Origin of the sequence: Pseudomonas sp. rhizo66 (genome assembly GCF_031931925.1) — a bacterium.
Lineage (GTDB): Bacteria > Pseudomonadota > Gammaproteobacteria > Pseudomonadales > Pseudomonadaceae > Aquipseudomonas.
Genome location: NZ_JAUJWZ010000004.1, coordinates 313,982 through 332,292, shown reverse-complemented (window position 1 = coordinate 332,292; position 18,311 = coordinate 313,982). Strand labels below are relative to the sequence as shown.

At 61.1% G+C, this 18,311-nt stretch carries 17 protein-coding genes; 4 read left to right on the top strand and 13 right to left on the bottom strand.

The window, feature by feature from the left end:
* Window positions 1-429: 429 nt before the first annotated feature.
* Both QZR14_RS07275 and QZR14_RS07270 read right to left on the bottom strand, forming a co-directional pair.
* Window positions 430-1,218, bottom strand: coding sequence for a response regulator (locus QZR14_RS07275; protein ID WP_250603017.1), 789 nt, complete (start codon window positions 1,216-1,218; stop codon window positions 430-432).
* A 126-nt stretch (window positions 1,219-1,344) separates the two neighbouring features.
* Complete coding sequence (locus tag QZR14_RS07270) at window positions 1,345-1,815, bottom strand: prepilin peptidase (protein WP_250603016.1); 471 nt, start codon at window positions 1,813-1,815, stop codon at window positions 1,345-1,347.
* A 75-nt stretch (window positions 1,816-1,890) separates the two neighbouring features.
* Between QZR14_RS07270 and QZR14_RS07265 the strand changes: the two genes are divergently transcribed.
* Both QZR14_RS07265 and QZR14_RS07260 read left to right on the top strand, forming a co-directional pair.
* Window positions 1,891-2,334: a TadE/TadG family type IV pilus assembly protein gene (locus tag QZR14_RS07265; RefSeq protein WP_311996233.1), complete on the top strand. Its 444-nt coding sequence runs from the start codon at window positions 1,891-1,893 to the stop codon at window positions 2,332-2,334.
* On the top strand, window positions 2,331-5,084 hold the full coding sequence (locus QZR14_RS07260; RefSeq protein ID WP_311996232.1) for a PAS domain-containing sensor histidine kinase: 2,754 nt from the start codon (window positions 2,331-2,333) through the stop codon (window positions 5,082-5,084). The genes QZR14_RS07265 and QZR14_RS07260 overlap by 4 nt, the downstream gene beginning before the upstream one ends.
* Here the strand turns inward: QZR14_RS07260 and QZR14_RS07255 are convergent.
* The 5 genes from QZR14_RS07255 to QZR14_RS07235 form a co-directional block, all read right to left on the bottom strand.
* On the bottom strand, window positions 5,081-7,078 hold the full coding sequence (locus QZR14_RS07255) for a pilus assembly protein TadG-related protein (RefSeq protein ID WP_311996231.1): 1,998 nt from the start codon (window positions 7,076-7,078) through the stop codon (window positions 5,081-5,083). The genes QZR14_RS07260 and QZR14_RS07255 overlap by 4 nt on opposite strands.
* A gap of 203 nt (window positions 7,079-7,281) precedes the next feature.
* On the bottom strand, window positions 7,282-7,839 hold the full coding sequence (locus QZR14_RS07250) for a DUF4136 domain-containing protein (RefSeq protein ID WP_311996230.1): 558 nt from the start codon (window positions 7,837-7,839) through the stop codon (window positions 7,282-7,284).
* 55 nt (window positions 7,840-7,894) lie between these two features.
* Window positions 7,895-8,509 (bottom strand): DUF4136 domain-containing protein, encoded by a 615-nt coding sequence (locus QZR14_RS07245; RefSeq protein ID WP_095047366.1) that lies wholly within the window; start codon window positions 8,507-8,509, stop codon window positions 7,895-7,897.
* 12 nt (window positions 8,510-8,521) lie between these two features.
* Window positions 8,522-9,271, bottom strand: a complete 750-nt coding sequence (locus QZR14_RS07240) for a methyltransferase domain-containing protein (protein ID WP_250603011.1) — start codon at window positions 9,269-9,271, stop codon at window positions 8,522-8,524.
* Window positions 9,271-9,573: a MazG-like family protein gene (locus tag QZR14_RS07235; protein WP_150706235.1), complete on the bottom strand. Its 303-nt coding sequence runs from the start codon at window positions 9,571-9,573 to the stop codon at window positions 9,271-9,273. Before QZR14_RS07235 ends, QZR14_RS07240 begins: the two co-directional genes overlap by 1 nt.
* Before the next feature lie 245 nt (window positions 9,574-9,818).
* On the opposite strand from QZR14_RS07235, the gene QZR14_RS07230 reads away from it, so the two are divergent.
* Window positions 9,819-10,112, top strand: coding sequence for a hypothetical protein (locus QZR14_RS07230; RefSeq protein WP_007914623.1), 294 nt, complete (start codon window positions 9,819-9,821; stop codon window positions 10,110-10,112).
* A 213-nt stretch (window positions 10,113-10,325) separates the two neighbouring features.
* Window positions 10,326-11,675, top strand: a complete 1,350-nt coding sequence (locus QZR14_RS07225; protein WP_311996229.1) for an MATE family efflux transporter — start codon at window positions 10,326-10,328, stop codon at window positions 11,673-11,675.
* Here the strand turns inward: QZR14_RS07225 and QZR14_RS07220 are convergent.
* The 6 genes from QZR14_RS07220 to QZR14_RS07195 form a co-directional block, all read right to left on the bottom strand.
* Window positions 11,669-12,532, bottom strand: a complete 864-nt coding sequence (locus QZR14_RS07220; protein ID WP_311996228.1) for an alpha/beta hydrolase — start codon at window positions 12,530-12,532, stop codon at window positions 11,669-11,671. The two genes, QZR14_RS07225 and QZR14_RS07220, sit on opposite strands and share 7 nt — an antisense overlap.
* A 17-nt stretch (window positions 12,533-12,549) precedes the next feature.
* The gene (locus QZR14_RS07215; RefSeq protein WP_250603008.1) at window positions 12,550-13,344 is read right to left on the bottom strand and encodes a DUF4123 domain-containing protein; all 795 of its coding nucleotides are present in this window, start codon (window positions 13,342-13,344) and stop codon (window positions 12,550-12,552) included.
* Entirely contained in the window at window positions 13,341-14,675 is a 1,335-nt protein-coding gene (locus tag QZR14_RS07210; RefSeq protein ID WP_311996227.1) for a type VI secretion system Vgr family protein, read from the bottom strand. The genes QZR14_RS07215 and QZR14_RS07210 overlap by 4 nt, the downstream gene beginning before the upstream one ends.
* Before the next feature lie 233 nt (window positions 14,676-14,908).
* Window positions 14,909-16,822 carry an arginine decarboxylase gene (gene speA, locus QZR14_RS07205; protein ID WP_250603006.1) on the bottom strand — a complete coding sequence of 638 codons (1,914 nt, stop codon included), beginning with the start codon at window positions 16,820-16,822 and terminating at the stop codon, window positions 14,909-14,911.
* A gap of 219 nt (window positions 16,823-17,041) precedes the next feature.
* Window positions 17,042-17,413 carry a translation initiation factor Sui1 gene (locus tag QZR14_RS07200; RefSeq protein ID WP_007914613.1) on the bottom strand — a complete coding sequence of 124 codons (372 nt, stop codon included), beginning with the start codon at window positions 17,411-17,413 and terminating at the stop codon, window positions 17,042-17,044.
* Between the two features lie 338 nt (window positions 17,414-17,751).
* On the bottom strand, window positions 17,752-18,309 hold the full coding sequence (locus tag QZR14_RS07195; protein WP_311996226.1) for an NUDIX hydrolase: 558 nt from the start codon (window positions 18,307-18,309) through the stop codon (window positions 17,752-17,754).
* Window positions 18,310-18,311: the final 2 nt, after the last annotated feature.

The following is an 18,311-nucleotide window of genomic DNA, read 5'->3' as shown; positions in this document are numbered from 1 at the left end:
AGAGCTACGCCGACGTGAAAGACCGAGTCGAATTCAGACTCTGAAACAGATCAAAAGCCCCTCACCCGCTCCTAACCACTCAACAGGATGAGCGTTAGCTCGGCTGCAGCTTTTGATCTGCTGGCCCCTTCGGCAGGCTGAGTGGAGGGATTTATCCGGGGGTGGGAGCGCAGCGACCGTTTGGCGAAGCCAAACACATCGAGAGGAGGTGCAGCGAAGCAAACCGTAGGCGATGCCCCCGGATAGATCCCGGAACGAAGGAACCCCGAGCCCTAGCGAGGGGCCGAACGCCGGGGCCCAGCCTTTTGGTTACTTTTTGGCGTCTGAAAAAGTGACCCGCTGTAAGAGCGGAACCGCCAGCAGCAACACCCGCAACAACGGATATTCACCCAAAACCCCAAGAGCATGGTCGGCCCAAAGGCCGCCAAGTCAATGCGCCGTAACCCGCTGCCGAGAAGCCGAAGCACTAGGCGACAAAGCCAAAGCCAACTGCGTCCGATTATGCATATGCGTCAACCGCAACACCTGCGAAACATAAAGCTTCACCGTGTTCTCGGTAATCCCCAACTCACAGGCAATCTGATAATTGGTCTGCCCCTTGCCCACCAATCGCGCCACATCCAATTGCCGCGGCGACAACTGATTGAAAATCTCTGGCATCTCCTGCGACTCAGCCTCAGCAGGCTCACCACCCAACACATCGCGAACCACCGCCGAAGGACTACGCCGCACCTTGTCCAGGTCCTGATAAAGGTCATCAATCGACTCAGACAGAAACTGCAACTTCTGGTTCAAATGCCCCAATTGCAGATTCTTCTGCCGCTCTTGCAGTGCCGCCTCCTGACGCCGCACCCCGTCGAGCAATTCATCCAGATCAATCGGCTTCTGATAATAATCGGCAATCCCCGCACGCAACGCCTTGATCACATCCTGCTTCTCGGCACGCCCAGTGAGCATGATCGCCTCGAATGCCCGATGCTTGCCCGCCAGCCGCTGCAATGCCTGAATCAACTGAATGCCATCCATGTCCGGCATGTGCAGATCACTCAGCACCAGACCGATTTCCGCGTCCTCACTGAAACGCTCGATCGCCTGCAGACTGGATTCGCACGGCACACAGCGATAACCGTTGCTTTCAAGAAACTCGCACAGCTCCTCCACGATCAACGGCTGATCGTCGACCACGAGGACTTTTACCGCAGACGTAAGCTTGTTCACGTGCTACTCCATGTCCCAGGCCAAAGCTGACCATTCCTGTACTGCCAGCCTTTGGCTGTATAACCAGTTCATTTGAAAGTAGACGTACTTTCGGACTATGTACATAGAACTAGTGGCGTTTAGCGACTAATGAAACCAAAGCATGACGAACACTGCGCCCACCAACACGAACGGTGCAAATGGCAACTTTTTTGACATATCTGGCGCCAGATATCGCAGACGTTCTCTAAGCCCTTGACTCATATGGAGCCAGACTCTTGGCGCAAGCAGCAGCCAGATCACGCTCGCGATTCCCGCTCCAATAAACACGCCGAGAATGAACAGACCGTCCGTCGCAAGCCCCAGAGCTGTCATTAATTTCACATCGCCGGCGCCCATACGGCCGATGAAAAAACCGGGCAATGTCAGCGCCAGCGCGATCAGGCAGGCCCAACCGCCCTGCCCCGCCTCAGCGCCCAGCCAAGTGTTGCCGGTCCACAACAGATAAATCAGCGCCAGTGCCGCCGCACCGAGGGTCAGCCCATTGGCAATGCGTCGCTGGCTGGCGTCTTGCGCCGCGCATAGCCCCAGCCAGATCAGGAGAAGAAAACTGTGCATCCGGTAAAAACCGTCCATTTTTGCGGAATGATTCTATGCTGATACTACGCAGTGACAGTCAGGGTAGACGCACTCATGAAAAACGGCTTTCGCAAGTCGCAAAAAGGTGCGGTGGCGATCGAGTTCGCCTTGGTGTTCATCATCTTTTTTGCCGTGTTTTATGGCCTGGTCAGTTACAGCCTGCCCATGGTGATGATGCAATCGTTCAACCAGGCCACGTCCGAAGCGGTGCGCCGCAGTGTCGCGGTCGATCCCAACACGCCCAACTATTCCACGGTCGTGCTCAATACCGCGAACGCCACGCTGACCCAGCAATTGTCCTGGATTCCGCCGGTCTTCAATCTGGTGATCGGCGTTGATACCAGCACCCAATACAGCGCATCAGGCCTGCTGACGGTGCGAGTGGATTATCCGGTCAGCAAGTTGAATCAGGTCATGCCGTTTCTGGTGCTTCCGGTCGTTGGTACAGTGCCCAATCTGCCTGCCTACCTGACCGCCACGTCGAGCCTGCAATTTTGACGTCGGGAGACAAACTGTTCGGGCGCTTGCTCAAACGCACACCGCCCGCCGCCCATGAGCTGCCCGACCCACTCGGCTCACCCGCAACAGGCCTGCACCTGTATCTGAACGATGCCGGTGGCGTGCTGCAAATGGCCGGGCCGCTGCGGCATCTGCTGGCGCAGTTCAAACCGCAGGGTCAGCCCTTGCCACTCAGCACTTATCTGCTGCCCCACAGCACGCTGGCCATCGAAGGTCGGCCGAGGGAGTGGCAGGGACTTTTGCTTGATCTCGACTTCTTCGGTCTGGGCGAGCAAACCGTACACTTGCGTGGCTGGGTTCAGCCACTGGGCGACGGCTGGCTGATGCAGTTGATCGATATTGCGGACTTGCTGCTCGAACGCCAACAAGCGCGCCAGCGCGATGCCTGCCAATTGCTGGCCGGGCAGATCAGCGAACAGTTGCGCGCGTGCAGCCAGGCGCGTTTGCCGGCGATCGTCAGCGAACAATTGCAAATGATCGCCCAGCGCTGGCACATCCCCTGTGTGGCGCTGGCCTTGCTCGATGATGAGCAACAGGGCTGGCAAATCTATCGCCAGTATCGCGCCCACACTGCGCCGGATTTGTGGCACGACCTACAACGTCTGGGCACACCGCTGGACAGCCTGAACGGGGCCGCGCCGCAGCGTGTCGGCGCGCATCAGGGGCTGGATGAACACTCACGAGTGCAGGTTCTGTTTGGCAGTGCCGAAGGTTTCGCAGTGCCGTATAGCGATGAACGGGGTGTGGTCGCCTGGCTGCTCTGCGGGTTTTATCCCGTGGACAGCGCCGCGCCGTACCTGACCGAGCGTGACTGGATGGCACTGCTCGGCGCGCTGGCCGGGCCACTGCTCGGACGCCTGCGTGAACAGCAGCATCACCTGCAACTGGAACGCATCGAATCGCTGCAAACCCTGCTCGGTAGCGGCTGGTGGGAGATCCTCGCCGGCCACAACGACATTCAACTGGCGCCCGCGCTGGCCGTCGCCCTGAATGTGAGCCCTGGCGAATTAGCGCTGGAAGACTGGCTGAGGCAAATCCACCCCGCCGACCGTGACGAGTTGCGCAGCCGTTTGCAGGCCCTGCAACAACACGGTGAAGCCCTGACGCTGTCGGTGCGTCTGCGCGACGGCAACAGCGAGCAGACGCCCACCTGGTATCGCGTGCAAGGCCAACTGATTGGCAGCGGCGAGCACCGCCGGCTGGTCGGGTTCATGCTCGACATCAGCGACATCCAGAACCAGCAACAACGGGCTGCCGCCGCACATGCACGGCTGGACAACCTGATCGCCAGTTCGCCGGCGGTGATTTACGTCCAGCAGTACCACGAAGGCGCGCTGATCCCGGCGTTCTTCAGTGCCAGCCTGCAACCCTTGCTCGGCTGGAGCCTTGACGATTGTGGCGACGGCGCACTGATCGAGATGATTCACCCTGACGATCGCGACCTGTATTTCGCCCGCAGCCGTCAGCTGTTACGCGAAGGTTCAGTGCGCGCGCGTTATCGGCTGCGCGACCATCACGGCGAATACCACTGGCTGCTTGATGAAGCCAAACTGCTGCGCAATGACCTCGGCCTGCCAGTGGAAGCCGTCGGTTTGTGGCTGGACGTCACCGAGGCGACCCAGGCAGCCGAACAGGTGAAAACGAGTGAAGAGCGCTATCGGATTCTGGTGGAGGACTCGCCGGCAATGATCTGTCGCTATCGCCCGGATCTGATTCTGACCTTTGGCAACCGGCCGCTGGCGAAGTATCTGGAATGCACGCCGGAGGAACTGCCGGGGGTCGATCTGGGCAGCTGGATGTCTGAGGAACAACGTACTGCGTTCGTCCAGCGCCTCGCTGCACTGACCGTGGAGCAACCGGTAAGCACCGCGGAAATCAGCCTGCAACTGCCCGGCAGAGAACATGCCTGGTGGGTGTGGTCCGATCGCGGGGTGTTCGATGAGCACGGCCAGTTGCTCGAAGTGCAAGCGGTGGGCCGCGACAACACTGAGGTGCGCCGCTCGCAGCAGCAACTCACGCAAAGCGCGAAAATGGCCACCCTTGGCGAAATGGCCACCGGCCTCGCCCATGAAATCAATCAGCCGCTGAACGTGATGCGCATGGCCATCGTCAACGTGCTCAAGCGCCTGGACAACGGCGATGTGCAGGTCGATTACCTGACCGACAAGCTCAAGCGCATCGATGCGCAGGTCCAGCGTGCGGCGAAAGTAGTCGATCACATGCGCGTATTCGGCCGCCGTTCGGAGATTGAGCAGCAACTGTTCAACCCCGCCTCGGCCATTGAAGGCACGCTGTCGCTGCTGGCCGAAGGCATGCGCGGCAAAGGCGTGGACTTGCGCATCAGCGAGACCGGGTTCGAGGTGCAAGTGCGTGGCTACGTCGATCAGCTTGAGCAGGTGTTGATCAATCTGATGGTCAACGCGCGGGATGCGTTGCTGAGCAAACGCGAGGCGGACTCGTCCTTCAAGCCGTGGATTGCGATCTATGCCGAACGCGATGAACAGAGCGTGCGGCTGTGGGTCGAGGATAACGGTGGCGGCATCGATCCGCGTTTGCTGGAGCGGATCTTCGAGCCGTTTTTCACCACCAAGCCGATCGGGGTCGGCACCGGGCTGGGGCTGTCCGTGAGCTACGGCATCATCGACAACATGGGCGGCGAGTTGAGCGTGCGCAACTCGCCGCAGGGCGCACGGTTCTGCATTGAGTTGCCGGTTGCCGTGGACGCCTAGATCACCAGATAGGCCTTGCCGGTCTGGCCGCAGGTCATGTTGGCGCCGACGTCGACATCCATCAGGTTGATGCCCAGACCTTTAAGCAGGTTGTTCAGCAGCGGATCGAGCAACGGACTGACCAGGCTGGTCACCACCGGCAGCAATTTGCTGGTGACATCGCTGATCAACGAGGCGACGCCGGTAACGATGGCCCCCAATGGATTGCTGCCCTGCGGTTTGTAGACGATCAGGTTGATCCCCGCGAGGGTGTTCGACAGGCTGCCGACGATGTTGTTGGTCGGCACAGCGGGTAGCACGCTCGGGGGCAATTTGAGGTTGGCCGGGGTGGCGAACGGTGTGCCGCTGGAAAACACCAGATCCTGAGTGTTTTGCGCAACGCTGGTGTCGAGTTTGATCGCAATGCCGCCTGCACCGTATTGCACATGGGTGTCAGGGTCGCAACTGCCGATGCCGAGAATCTTGTGGCAGGTGACGATGCCGAGATCGACCAGCGGCAACGGCGTGACCGTGGGTTCGGCGGAAGAGGAGAATGCGTTGGTCGCGTCGATCTTGCCCAATTTGAGGTCGGCGATGGAGGTGATGGTGTGCGCCGTCAGGCTTTTGCTGCCTGTGCTCCCGGTCGGGCAACTGTAATCGGTGACATAACTCTTGGCGCCACCGGCATCCAGCGCGATGTCGATTTGCGGCGACGGCAGCAGTTTCGGATCAAGCTGCTCGCACCCAGCCCCCAACAAACAGCCAACCGAGTTGAGTGTGTCGACCAGATTCAGACTGAGCAGCGCATTGAGGGTCGGGGTCAATGTACCGACCAGCCCCAGCACGGCATTGGTCAGGCCGGTCACCCCTGACAACACCGGCAGACTCACCGACAACATCGTACGCACCTGCGCCGTACGCACATAAATCCGGTCCGGCCCGGTCGGGTTGATCTTGGCTCGCGCCGGGTCGCCAATGGCAGAAAACTGCGGCGGCTCGATCACTTTCACCCGCACCGTGACATTCGCCAGCCCCAGCACGCTGACTGGCAACGTCGCCGCCACCGCACTTTTGCTGTTGGCCAGTTGCACCACGCCCTGAATCAGTTGCAGCAGTTGCAGATTGGCGTCCAGCCCGGCCGCCGTGGTGCCGGTCTGCAGTTGCAGGATATCGCCGAGTTTGACCGGCGCCGCGTTGATTGCCGCGACCTGCAATTGGCCCAGCGCAGTGATCACCTGGGCGGTCGCACCATTGAGTTGCACCACCGTCGCGGCGGCCTGAATCAGTTGCGTCACCGTGGCCTGGGTATTGAGCAACTGCGTGTAGTTGCCGGCCGCGACGTTGAGATTGATCGCCAGCTGATCAAGGTATTTCAGTAAGTTGATGTCGGTGTTCAGCAGGCCATCCCAGCCTAGCGCAGTGAGATTGACGTTACCGCCGAGCAGCCCGGAAAACAGCGGATTGAGGATGTTCGACTGGGCGGTATCGATGCTCGTCAGCGTGCTGCGAATATTCAGTTGGGCGACCGTTGGCTGCGGTTTGGCGGCAACCGCCGAGGCGTTCAGCGTAGTATTGAGACTGACCGGTGTGCCGCTGAACAAGGCCTGTACACCGCCGGCGAAACTGGTGATCACCGTGCGACTGGCGACAACTTTGACCGCAGCCATTTGCGTGGCATCCACGGCGAATGTGCGCAAACCGCTGGCGGCGGTCACCAGGGTGCCGCACGTGGTGGCGAGAGTGTTGCTGGCGTCGACAACATAGCCGTTACGCACGGCGCTTTGCCCGGCGTAACTGGCGGCGCTCAGGCCCGGCAGGCAATCGCCGCCACGACTGACGGCTTCGAGGGCGGCGTTGTCCACCACCCGCTGCAATTTGCGTTGTTCCATGTACAAGCGGCCGGTGTCGACCACCAACAACAGCATCACCACCGCCAGACTCAGGGTGGCCGCCGCCATCAAGCCAATCGCCCCGCGCTGCCGGGCCGGGCTGTTGAATCGCGAACGAGGCGACATGGCGCACTCCTTTGCCGCAAGCTCCATTGGTGCAAGTGAGTGTAGACGCGCAATCCCCGGCAGGAGCTGCCGCAGGCTGCGATCTTTTGATCTTGGCCTCTAAAAAGCAAAATCAAAAGATCGCAGCCTTCGGCAGCTCCTACAGGGGGGCGTCGCAGGGCAAAAAACGGGAGCTCAAGAGCTCCCGTTTTTCCTGAACAGATTCAGCGCGGTGGATAGTTGGCCAGAATCCGCCCGACCGTCTCGCGAATGGCGTTACTGCGATCCTGCGGATTCGGCCGGCTGGCGAGCATCTGCTCATCGCTGCCGCGCCACACCAGTTTGCCGTCCTTGCCGTCGAGCAGGTCGATCTGGAGGGTCGCGACCTTGTAGGTGATGTTGCGCGTTTCGTTGTACATCGGTGCGCCCCAGTAACCATTCCATGGGCCACCCCAACCACCGCCGTAATTGGTCGTCACTTGTTGCTGACGATCTTCGACAATCAGATAGGTCTGCACACTCAAATCACCCTTGGCCCCCGCCGCTGCCGGGCGCAAACCGCGCTGGTCGAGTTGATCGGCGACGGCCTGGCGGATGCGCTGCTCGGTCAGGTCGCTTTTGATTCGTGGATCATCGGGGCGATATTGCAGGGCGGGGTCTTTCCAGCTCCAGCTGCGATAGGCGGCAAAGTCGCGGCTGGCATCGAAGTCGTGGTTGACCTGGTTGGCGGCGCAGGCGCTGAGCAGCGCGGCCATGGCCAGTAAAGCGAGACGGCGGAACATGGTTTTTCTCCGGTTGAAGACATGAACCTGCGGCAGCTTCCCCGTTGGCAGAAAGCTAACTCGGAGGATACGCCGACATGGCCTTTTCCACAGCTTCGCGGATGGAATCGGTGCGATCGATTTCGCTGCCCTTGTTCGCGGTTTCGGCACTGGCACTCCAGACCGGTTGCCCGCTGCCGGCGTCGAACAGATTGACCTGCACTACCACGACCTGCTCCGAATACGTGCGCACGATCGGCACCGTGTTGTACATGCCGTAACCGCGGCCGTAGCGATCATAGCCGCCGTATCCGCCGCCGTAATAACCGTAGTCGTCCTGGACCTGCCGCAAACGCGTTTCCAGCCGCAGATCGGCGCTGACCAACAGGTCGGCCGGGCGGTTGTCGTGCAACGGTCGCAAACCGCGCTGATCGAGGGCATTGCTCACCGCTTCGGCCACTTGCGCCGAGTCCGCCCACGCCGTACCCGGCGGCAACTGCCCGTTGAGCCAGGCCCAACTGCGATAGCGTCCGTAGTCACGCGGTGGCGCCGGGTAAGCGCTACGGTCGAAGGTGGTGGCGGCTTGCGCTGGCGCCGGCGGCAGGGGCCGCGACTGCGCCACGTAGGGGTTGCTGCCCTGGCAGGCAGCCAACCCCAGACAGATCAGCAATAACCCGGATTGAGCTTTCATGTCGCGCTCCGATCAGATCGGCCGGCAGATCCAGTGCAAGTAGCGCCCAAGCCCGGCGAAGCTTGGGTGACGGCGGTGAGCGAGCTCCATCTCGAGCAAATCCGCAAGTTCGGCGCGTGCCTGGAACTCCACCGGCATGTAGTCGTGGAAAACCCGGATCCCGCTCTGGCTTTCGACCTGCCACAGCCCTTCGAGTTGCGTAGCCAATTCCCGTGGATCGAGGGGCTGTTGCGGGGTCAGGCTCTGCTTTTCCCCGGCCAGGCTGTTCTTGCGCATCTTCTTGAAATGGCCCTTGAGCAGGTTGCGGTAGATCAGCGCGTCGCGGTTGTAGAACGCCAGCGACAACCAGCCGTCGGGCTTGGTGAGTTGATGCAGCACCGGCAGGATCGCGTGGGGTTCGGCGAGCCATTCGAGTACAGCGTGGCAGATCACCAGATCGTACGGTTCAGTGAGTTGGCCGGGCAGTTCCTGCCACGGCGCCTGAATGAACGTTGCCGTTTGCCCGGCGTCGGCGAAGCGCTGGCGCGCGCCGTCGAGCATCGGCGCGGCCGGCTCGGTGAAGGTCACGTCGTGGCCGCGCTCGGCCAGCCACAGCGACATGTGGCCAAGGCCGCCACCGATGTCGAGAACGCGCAACGGACGATCCGGCAGCGCCTCGATAAGGTCGGCCTGCAACACCGCGAGGCGAATCGCGCCTTTGGCACCGCCGTAGATTTTTTCGGCGAAGCGCGTCGCCAACTGATCGAAATGCCGGTCGCTCATCAGCTGAACCGCCGTTCGCTGTCGGCGAGCTTGGCGCGCACCACTTCATTCATGTCCAGCCCCAACTCGCTGCACAGCAGCAACAAGTACAGGACGATATCGCCGACTTCCTGCCCGGCATGGGCGAGCTTCTCCGCCGGCAACTGGCGCGACTGGTCTTCCGTCAGCCACTGGAAGATTTCCACCAGTTCGGACATCTCGACACTGGCCGCCATGGCGAGGTTTTTCGGGCTGTGAAATTGCCGCCAGTCATTGCGGTCGCGAATGGCGTGCAGGCGTTCGGTCAGTTCAACAAGGTTCATCGGGCTCTCCTGAAGGCGTATAGCTTCGGGGGGATACCCACCAAAGGCAAGCGGCGCAGGTGATCTAATGTGGGAGCGAGCCTGCTCGCGAAAGCGGTGTGTCATTCAGCCCATCAGTTATCTGATCCACCGTATTCGCGAGCAGGCTCGCTCCCACACAGAATGGGTGCAAACCTTCTATCATGCAGGGAACTCGGCCACCCGCGTTGTGGCCCAAGGCTCAGCTCTTTCATCAGGATGCACACATGCAGGTAGAAAGCTTTTTCGAATGGCTAGGGCAGGCGCTCGGTTCGGTCATCCGTTTTATCGTCGATGGCCTCAGTGGCTTGTTCAACATTTTGAGCAATGCCGGTGGCAACTTCGTCGACGGGCTGGCCAAAACCCTGGGCATGGACACCTCGATCATCAGCATCATCGCCCTGATTGTCGGGTTGATGCTGTTGTGGTCGGCGATTCGCGCGTTCATGAATGCGTCGATCATTGCCGGGATCATCTGGTTGTTGCTGGGGTTGTGGTTGTTGAGCTGGATTATTCATTGACCGCTTGAAGAGCCCCTCACCCTAGCCCTCTCCCGGAGGGAGAGGGGACTGACCGCGGTGTTTTCTAGAAGTACACCGACTTGCGATACCGCGCCGAACACAGGTTTGAAAACGACAGCGATCAGCTCCCTCTCCCTCCGGGAGAGGGCTGGGCGGGCGGCGTTCCGATGAGGGTAGCTTCTACCGCTACAATACCGCTCCCAAGGAGCCCGCATGTCCACTCTGATCGCCGACTGGCGCGACCGCCCGACGCACCGCAAGGTCTGGTCACTCGCCGCGCCCATGATTCTGTCCAATATATCCGTGCCGCTGGTGGCGCTGGTCGACAGCACCGTCATCGGCCACTTGCCCCACGCCCATCAATTGGGCGCGGTGGCGGTCGGCGCCAGCCTGTACACCTTTCTCGCCTGGGCCATGGGTTTTCTGCGCATGGGCACCACCGGGTTTGCTGCACAGGCGGCCGGCCGCAGCGACGGTGCAGCGCTGCGTCAGATTCTGTTGCAGGGCTTGCTGCTGGCGATGGGGCTCGCCCTCGTTCTCGGCACGTTGGGTGTGCCGTTGAGCGGGATCGCATTGCACTTCATGCAACCGTCGGCGGAGCTGGATCAGCTCACCCGGGACTTCTTCCACACGCGACTGTTCGGCCTGCCAGCGGCGCTGGCCAGTTATGCGCTGGTCGGCTGGTTCCTCGGCACACAAAACGCGCGAGCGCCGCTGGCGATTCTGCTGAGCACCAACCTGATCAACATCGTCCTCAATCTGTGGTTCGTCATTGGCCTGGACTGGGGCGTGGTCGGTTCGGCGCGGGCCTCGGTGATCGCCGAATGGAGCGGCGCTCTGCTCGGTCTGCTGCTGACCCGCAAGGCGTTGCGCGCGTACCCGGGGCACATTGTCTGGGCAGCACTGAGCATCTGGCAGAGTTGGCGTCCGTTGCTGGCGGTCAACCGCGATATCTTCATCCGCAGCCTGGCGCTGCAATCGGTGTTTTTCCTGATCACCGTGCAAGGCGCGCGATTGGGCGATTCGACGGTAGCCGCCAACGCGCTGCTACTCAATGGCTTGCTGCTCACCGCGCATGCGCTGGACGGTCTGGCCCATGCCGTCGAAGCCTTGTGCGGACACGCCATCGGCGCCCGTAATCGTCTGGCCCTGCGTCGTTCGCTGGTGGTCGCGGGCGGCTGGTCACTGATCGCCAGCCTCGGCTTTGCCCTGTTGTTTCTGCTGGCCGGGCACCTGTTCATCGAGATGCAGACCGACATCCAGAGCGTGCGCGACACCGCGTTCGTCTATCTGCCCTACCTCGCCGTGTTGCCGCTGATTGCGGTCTGGAGCTATCTGCTCGACGGTTTGTTCATCGGCGCCACCCGCGCGCGGGAAATGCGCAACGGCATGCTGATCACCGTGGTGCTGTTATTGCCGTTCGCCTGGGCGCTGCAGGGTCTGGGCAATCACGGGTTGTGGATAACTTTTCTGCTGTTCATGGTGGTGCGCAGCCTGACCCTGGGTGCGCAAGCCTGGTGGCTCAAGCGCAACGGTGGCTGGTTCACTGGCGGCGTTCACTGAGTCGGCGTGTGCGCGATAAACCCGACCACTTGGTCGAGCACTGGCGCCAGTTGCCGCAATGGCCGCGACAGTGTGGCAACCAGGGTTATGTGGCTGGGCCGCGCGTAATACAAGTCCTGTGTCGGCACACCGGCCTCACGCAGCTTGCTCGCAAGGCCTCCCGTGTTGCGCGTCGGGTTGACCAGATCATCCCGGCTGGCCGCAATCAACAGCGCAGGCGGTGCGCCGCGACTGACATGGTTGATTGGCTGCGATTGCGGCGGCGAGTCCGGCCAGAAGAACACCGGGCGTACCTCGGGATTCTTGATCGGCAGAAAATCATAGGGGCCGGCCAGACCGATCCAGCCCTGTACATCCGTGGGCGACATGCCCACCGCCGCCAACCATTGGCTGTCCAGCGCGAGCATCGCCGCGTTGTATCCGCCAGAGCTGTGGCCCATCAGATACAAACGCTGCGGGTTGCCGGAAAACGCGTGGATATGCGCTTTGGTCCACGCCACCGCACGCGCGCCGTCTTGCAGGAACAGCGGATAGCGCACCTGTGGATACAAGCGGTAATCCGCCACCACCGTGACAATCCCCTTGGACGCCAGCGCTTCGCCGACAAAACGGTAGTCGACGCGTGAACCGCTGTTCCAGCTGCCGCCATAGAAAAACACCACCACCGGCGCACCGGGCATCGGCTGATGCGGCACATACACGTCGAGCTTCTGCCGAGGGTCGTCGCCATAGGCGATGCCCACGGTCTTGTCGTACGTGCTGTCCGGAGTCAGCGCATTGAGCACCTGCACCGGCGAACAACCGCTCAGCACCAGCAGCAATACGATGCCCGCCCCTTGCCGGAAGAAACCTGCCATACGCGCCGAACCTCGCCTCAGGATTGATCGCCGCGCCACTGGCGCCGCACGTGGTCAAGCCGCTGCTGCTGGGTGAGCCCCACCGGTGGTGGCACCAGAACGGCTCGCGGATGCAGCAAGCGTAGCCATAACCAGCCATCGAGCACGGTGCGGTCGCTGAATCCCAGCGCCAGGCCTTGTTGGACATGGGAGGCCATCGTCGCGTAATCGGTTCCCAGCGATTGGCACCAGCGCCAGATATGCTGCTCCAGCAGGCAGGTTTGCAGGCGTTCGCGCTGGCGCCGCGTCAGGCTTTGTTCAATGCTCAGCGGCTCGACGGCGAGCCCCGGATTGCGCAACTGCTGCCAGCCCAGACTGCCAATGGCCCGGTCGGCCCAAGTGCCACCGAACCAGCGCAACTGACGGATCGGCCCAAGCCAGCGGCTCAGCTCAGCAGCATCGCAGGCATCGAAAAAATAGCTCGCGGTCTGCCGGTTGTAATAGCTGAGCAAAGCCCGATGATTCAATCCGAACGACACCGTCAGCATGCGCTGCAAGTGACTCAGCAGTCGTTGCGCCGAAACCTCACTGCCCAGCAACAGCCCGCGCCAGGTATTCGGATCGCTGTGACACAACGCAGCCAATGCCGGGCAGTCACGCAGCTCGATCAACACCGGGCCGTGCTCGCTGACCGGTTCGAACTCCGTGCCTTCGAACAGGCTGAAGCACTGCACATCGGCAAAAGCCCGGTGCAGGGTCAACAAGGCCTGCGGTGCATCCGGGCCATCGAGCAACAGCCACTGCGCCGTGGGCTCAAGCGCCGCGCCATTCATGTTGCGCCGCTCTGTTCAAGCGCGGTGACCAGTCGACAACTGCACACCGATTGAGCGCAATGGTTGAAACTGCCGCCACCGGGGATCAGGCACAACAGCAGCAACGGTTCACCGCACGTCAGCAGTTGCTGCAAGCCGTCACTGACCAGGCTGTCTGGCAGAGGCAACGGCAGGGCATCATCGGTGTCGGTAACGGCGGATGGCGGCTGCAGCACACCGCTGATCATCGGCTGATCCGGATCCCCCTCGAAGAAACTCACCACCACCTCGACACCCTCACTCAGCGCCGCCATGGACACCTGTGCCAGGGACGGCGCAAGCGGTAGCCAACAATGACTCGGAGCAGCCCCTTCGCCCTGATAGAGCCAGTCGAATTGCACCGCCACCGGGCGCATCCGATCAGGCTGCGGCTCATCGACCGCCACCACCCAGGCCCGTTGCAGGCTGTGCATGCGCAGGCGCGAGGGTGCTGCACACGGCAACTGCAGCGCAGCGAAAAGGCGATTGACGTACGAAGGTTCATGGGAGAGATCGGCACGATGTTCAATGCGTGTCAGCAACCATGGCCGATTGCATGCGGCGAAGGGATGACCGGCCAATCGCAGCCAGTGACCGCTGCGCAACGCGACCAGATCACTCTGGCCTTGAGCCCGTTGCACTCCCGACAAACCGGGTTCAATTGCACTTTGCAATTGCCATTGCCGTAACGCGGGAGAGGCATCTTGCCCGTCCTCCCCGCACTGATAGCGTGCGGCACCGGCCACGGGCAACTGCGCCGGATCATCGGCGAACACCAGGCAGTGCCGGTCGCGGTCGTGTTCGAAGTAATAGTGAATCCGCGCCTGCGCGCACAAGCGCTGGAGCAGTTGCAGATCGGACTCGCGGTATTGCGTGCAGAACGTCCGGGCCGGGTATTCAGCGGACAGATCGAAGCGGCGCTGGGCACCGACAATGCCATGCTCCCTGAGCACTTGCTCAATGATCTGCGGCACCGAACGGCCACTGAAGATGCGCTGGCTGAAGCGCAGCGCGAGGCAATCGAGTTTCGGCCGCAGACGGATCCGGCTCAGTCTCGAACCCTCTACGTGTTCATGCTGGACAAGGCTCTGCAATTGGCCGTGCACGCCCTCCCCCGACGGCCCGAAACAGAGGAACGCCGAACGGTATAGCAGGCCGGCGAGATCCAGGTGCGGATCGTCGATCAGCACATCGATCTCGAACGCAAAGGATTCGCTGAGGGCTTCGCTACCGGTAAAGGCCAGGACTTCGAAGGGGTCGGACAGGCCCGCTACATCGAGACGAAAGGACGACTCGTTGACTGGATCGAACATGGGCGGATCTCTACAGGAGGGGCGGCCGGGGATTCTCGCCGAGAGCCATGGCCGAGTAGAGAGCTGAAGTACAACTTAGGAAATGACCTACGCGAAAAGCAGACCGGATGACTTTGCTGGCCGGGAATGCCAAGCATTTCGCGAAGATTTTGGGAGATATCCCACCGGATCATCCGAATTTTCCGCAACGCTCAGGAAAAATTCAGACAACCCGGCAAGATCGCCACCTGGCCTCAGGAAGACAGGTAGGAGGAGCGGGTCAGGCCCAGACGCAAGGCATCGAGAAATTGCGTGCGCTCGCTGGCACTGATGCGGGCACTGGCGCACTTGTCGCGGTAGTGAGTCATCAGTTCTTCCGGCGACAAGTGCACGTAACGCAGCATGTCTTCGATGGTGTCGTGAGTCTCGATCCCGGCGTGGTACACGCTGCCATCGGCGTTCTGATAGATGTTCACCGAGTCGGTGTCACCGAACAGGTTGTGCATGTCGCCAAGGATTTCCTGATAGGCACCGACCAGGAAAACACCCAGCAGGTAGTCTTCGCCTTCATTCAAAGCGTGGACCGGCAGGCTGGTTTCGATGCTCTGCTCGTCGACGTACTGGTTGATCTTGCCGTCGGAGTCGCAGGTCAGATCCTGCAGCACCGCGCGGCGCAGCGGTTCTTCGTCGAGACGGTGCAGCGGGATGATCGGCAGGACCTGATCGATCGCCCAGGTGTCCGGCAGACTCTGGAATACCGAGAAGTTGCAGATGTACTTGTCGGCCAGCTTGTCGTTGAGTTCGTCGAGCACCTGACGGTGTGAACGCTGACGCGCTTTCAGCGAGTTGTGCAGGCGGCGGCACACGGCGAAGTAGCACTGCTCGGCCAGAGCTTTTTCGGCCAGGGTCAGTTTGCCGTCGGCGTACTGCGCAGCCACGTCGCTCATGTAGTGGGTGGCGCGCCAGTAGGTTTCGGTGACCATTTCGATGTCGGTCGGGCCGAGCAGGTCAACCAGCCACTGCACGGTTTCCGGCAGGTTTTCCTTGTTTTCGATCAGCGGGATTTCGTCGTTGTGCTTCTCGACGTCGGTGACCTGCACCACCAGCATGGCGTGGTGCGCGGTCAGCGAGCGGCCGCTTTCCGAGAAAATGTGCGGATGCGGCAGGCTCTGCGCGTCGCAGAATTCCTTGAGCATGCCGACCACGACACCGGCGTAATCGTCCATGTCGTAGTTGATCGAGCTGGCGTTGCGCGAGTGCGTGCCGTCGTAGTCGACACCCAGACCGCCGCCAACGTCGATGTGATCGACCGGCAGGCCGAGATTGCGCAGCTCGCCGTAGTAACGAATCGCTTCCTTGAAGCCGTGCTGATAGTCAGCGAGGTTGGCGATCTGCGAACCCATATGGAAGTGCAGCAGACGGATGCCCTGATCCAGACCGGCCGCGCGGAAACGCTCGACCACCGACAGCAGTTGCGCCGCCGACAGACCGAATTTGGATTTTTCACCGCCAGTGTCCGCCCACTTCGACGAGGCCAGCGACGACAGGCGCACGCGCAGGCCGACCTGTGGCTTGACCTTCAGCGAGGCGGCTTCCTCGATCACCAGACCGACTTCGGATTCTTTCTCGATGACGATGAAGACATTGTGGCCGAGCTTCTGGCCCATCAGCGCCAGACGAATGAATTCGCGGTCTTTGTAACCGTTGCAGACGATGGTGCCGCCCTTCGGCGCCAGTGCCAGCACGGCCAGCAGCTCAGGCTTGGAGCCGGCTTCCAGACCGATGGAAACGTCCTGGGTGGCGATGATGTTCTCGATCACCGCTTCTTGCTGGTTGACCTTGATCGGGTACAGCGCGGTGTATTTGCTCTGGTATTCCAGGCGTTCGATGTTCGAGTCGAAGGCACCGGTCAGCTGGCGAACACGGTCTTGCAGGATATCGGGGAAGCGAACCAGCAACGGCAAGGACAAACCGCTTTTGCGCAGTTGGTCGACTTGCTCGAACAGGTCGATAGGCGAGCTGCTCGGGCCGTTCGGACGAACTTCGACGCGACCGGCGTCATTGATCGCGAAATACCCGGCCCCCCAATGGCGGATCCCGTAAACACTGCGGCTGTCCGCAACTGTCCATTGGCTGCCATCGTCTTTGCGTGTGCGTCGTACGGACATCGAAGTCCCCTATAAAGAAGTCATAGTGCGTCGCCTGATCTCAGGCCGGCGCAGTCTAAAGAATGAAAATGACGGTTCGTCAGCGCGGCGGTAGACCGCACTGACTGCGTGGAGTTTAGAAACCGGTCATGAACAGGCTCTGTGAAAACCATGGAGACGACGCCGGATCTGAAGTGTTTCAGCGCCGGATCAAGCCGCAGGTGGTTTTCACAGAGGCTGCTAGCCGCCGGACTTCTTCGCCTTGAAACCGTGCTTGATCAGCTCAGCCAAGAGTAGCTCGACATGATCGCCCTGGATTTCGATGATCCCGTCTTTCAACGCCCCGCCAGTGCCGCAACGTTTCTTCAACGTTGTCGCCAACTCCTTGAGCGCGTCTTCGGCCAGCGGCACGCCGGTGATGGTGGTCACCGTCTTGCCACCACGGCCCTTGCTCTCGCGACGCACACGGGCAATGCCGTCACCGGCCGGGATCACGGTTTGTTTGCAGATACAGGCGTCCACCGGCTTACTGCATTCCGGGCAATGACGACCTGCGTCGGTGGAAAATACCAGGCCGCCCAGGGCGGCGAAGGATGCGGCTTTTTTGGCCACCGGCAATCCTCTCGGGAGGACAAAGACTGATCGCAACCTTGGGCAAGGTCAGCGACCGCGAAGCCCCACTCAGGCAGGGGCAGCGCTACTGCACCGATACAGATTCGTACGGAACTGTCGAACTTCACGACTATTCAATGTAGGAGCTGCCGAAGGCTGCGATCTTTTGATTCTGATCTTGATAAAAGCAAGATCAAAAGATCGCAGCCTTCGGCAGCTCCTACAGGCTCACGTCGTGACGGCCAACAGGCCCACATCAAACCGTACCGGTGCAGCTTGAAAAGGTCGCGCAGTGTAACGGCAAAAATCCCGATTGCTAAGTGCCAATCGGCGCCAATTTATATGTTCTTTGCGACGTCGCTTTGCTGCGCCTTCAGATAGCGCTTCAACGCGGCCAGAGAGTCCGGGCAATAAGGCTTCTGCTCGATTTCCAGCAACACCTGTTCCACGGGAATGAAGCGTGCCTCCAGGACTTCTTCCGGCTGCAGTTGCAGAGGGCCGTCCCACACGGCAGAAAACGCCGAACACCACAGGCGATTGCCGGTGTCCTCGAAGTAGAAATGGTCGTGAGCCGTCAGTTCAACGCCACTGACGCCCAATTCTTCTTCCAGTTCACGGGCCGCCGACTCGGCGTAGGTCTCGTCTGCCTGCACCATGCCACCCGCCGCAACGTCCCAGTAGCCGGGATAAATCGCCTTGCTCAAGGTGCGCCGATGCACGCAAAGCTCACCGGCGGAATTGAACAACATGATGTAGGTGCCACGCCCGATCAGCCCGCGCTCGCGCAAATCGGCGCGGACGAGCGCGCCAAGCAGGTTGTCCTGCTCGTCGACCCAGGCGATCTTTTCGGCATCCGAGGCGGCGCGGTGGGCCGCCTCTTTGGCGTTCTGACTCATGA

What these genes read in the sequence shown, in the direction of transcription:
- QZR14_RS07270 (WP_250603016.1), bottom strand. Translation starts at nt 1,815, where the DNA reads ATGCACAGTTTTCTTCTCCTGATCTGGCTGGGGCTATGCGCGGCGCAA.
- QZR14_RS07265 (WP_311996233.1), top strand. Translation starts at nt 1,891, where the DNA reads ATGAAAAACGGCTTTCGCAAGTCGCAAAAAGGTGCGGTGGCGATCGAG.
- QZR14_RS07255 (WP_311996231.1), bottom strand. Translation starts at nt 7,078, where the DNA reads ATGTCGCCTCGTTCGCGATTCAACAGCCCGGCCCGGCAGCGCGGGGCG.
- QZR14_RS07250 (WP_311996230.1), bottom strand. Translation starts at nt 7,839, where the DNA reads ATGTTCCGCCGTCTCGCTTTACTGGCCATGGCCGCGCTGCTCAGCGCC.
- QZR14_RS07245 (WP_095047366.1), bottom strand. Translation starts at nt 8,509, where the DNA reads ATGAAAGCTCAATCCGGGTTATTGCTGATCTGTCTGGGGTTGGCTGCC.
- QZR14_RS07240 (WP_250603011.1), bottom strand. Translation starts at nt 9,271, where the DNA reads ATGAGCGACCGGCATTTCGATCAGTTGGCGACGCGCTTCGCCGAAAAA.
- QZR14_RS07235 (WP_150706235.1), bottom strand. Translation starts at nt 9,573, where the DNA reads ATGAACCTTGTTGAACTGACCGAACGCCTGCACGCCATTCGCGACCGC.
- QZR14_RS07230 (WP_007914623.1), top strand. Translation starts at nt 9,819, where the DNA reads ATGCAGGTAGAAAGCTTTTTCGAATGGCTAGGGCAGGCGCTCGGTTCG.
- QZR14_RS07225 (WP_311996229.1), top strand. Translation starts at nt 10,326, where the DNA reads ATGTCCACTCTGATCGCCGACTGGCGCGACCGCCCGACGCACCGCAAG.
- QZR14_RS07220 (WP_311996228.1), bottom strand. Translation starts at nt 12,532, where the DNA reads ATGGCAGGTTTCTTCCGGCAAGGGGCGGGCATCGTATTGCTGCTGGTG.
- QZR14_RS07215 (WP_250603008.1), bottom strand. Translation starts at nt 13,344, where the DNA reads ATGAATGGCGCGGCGCTTGAGCCCACGGCGCAGTGGCTGTTGCTCGAT.
- QZR14_RS07210 (WP_311996227.1), bottom strand. Translation starts at nt 14,675, where the DNA reads ATGTTCGATCCAGTCAACGAGTCGTCCTTTCGTCTCGATGTAGCGGGC.
- speA (WP_250603006.1), bottom strand. Translation starts at nt 16,822, where the DNA reads ATGTCCGTACGACGCACACGCAAAGACGATGGCAGCCAATGGACAGTT.
- QZR14_RS07195 (WP_311996226.1), bottom strand. Translation starts at nt 18,309, where the DNA reads ATGAGTCAGAACGCCAAAGAGGCGGCCCACCGCGCCGCCTCGGATGCC.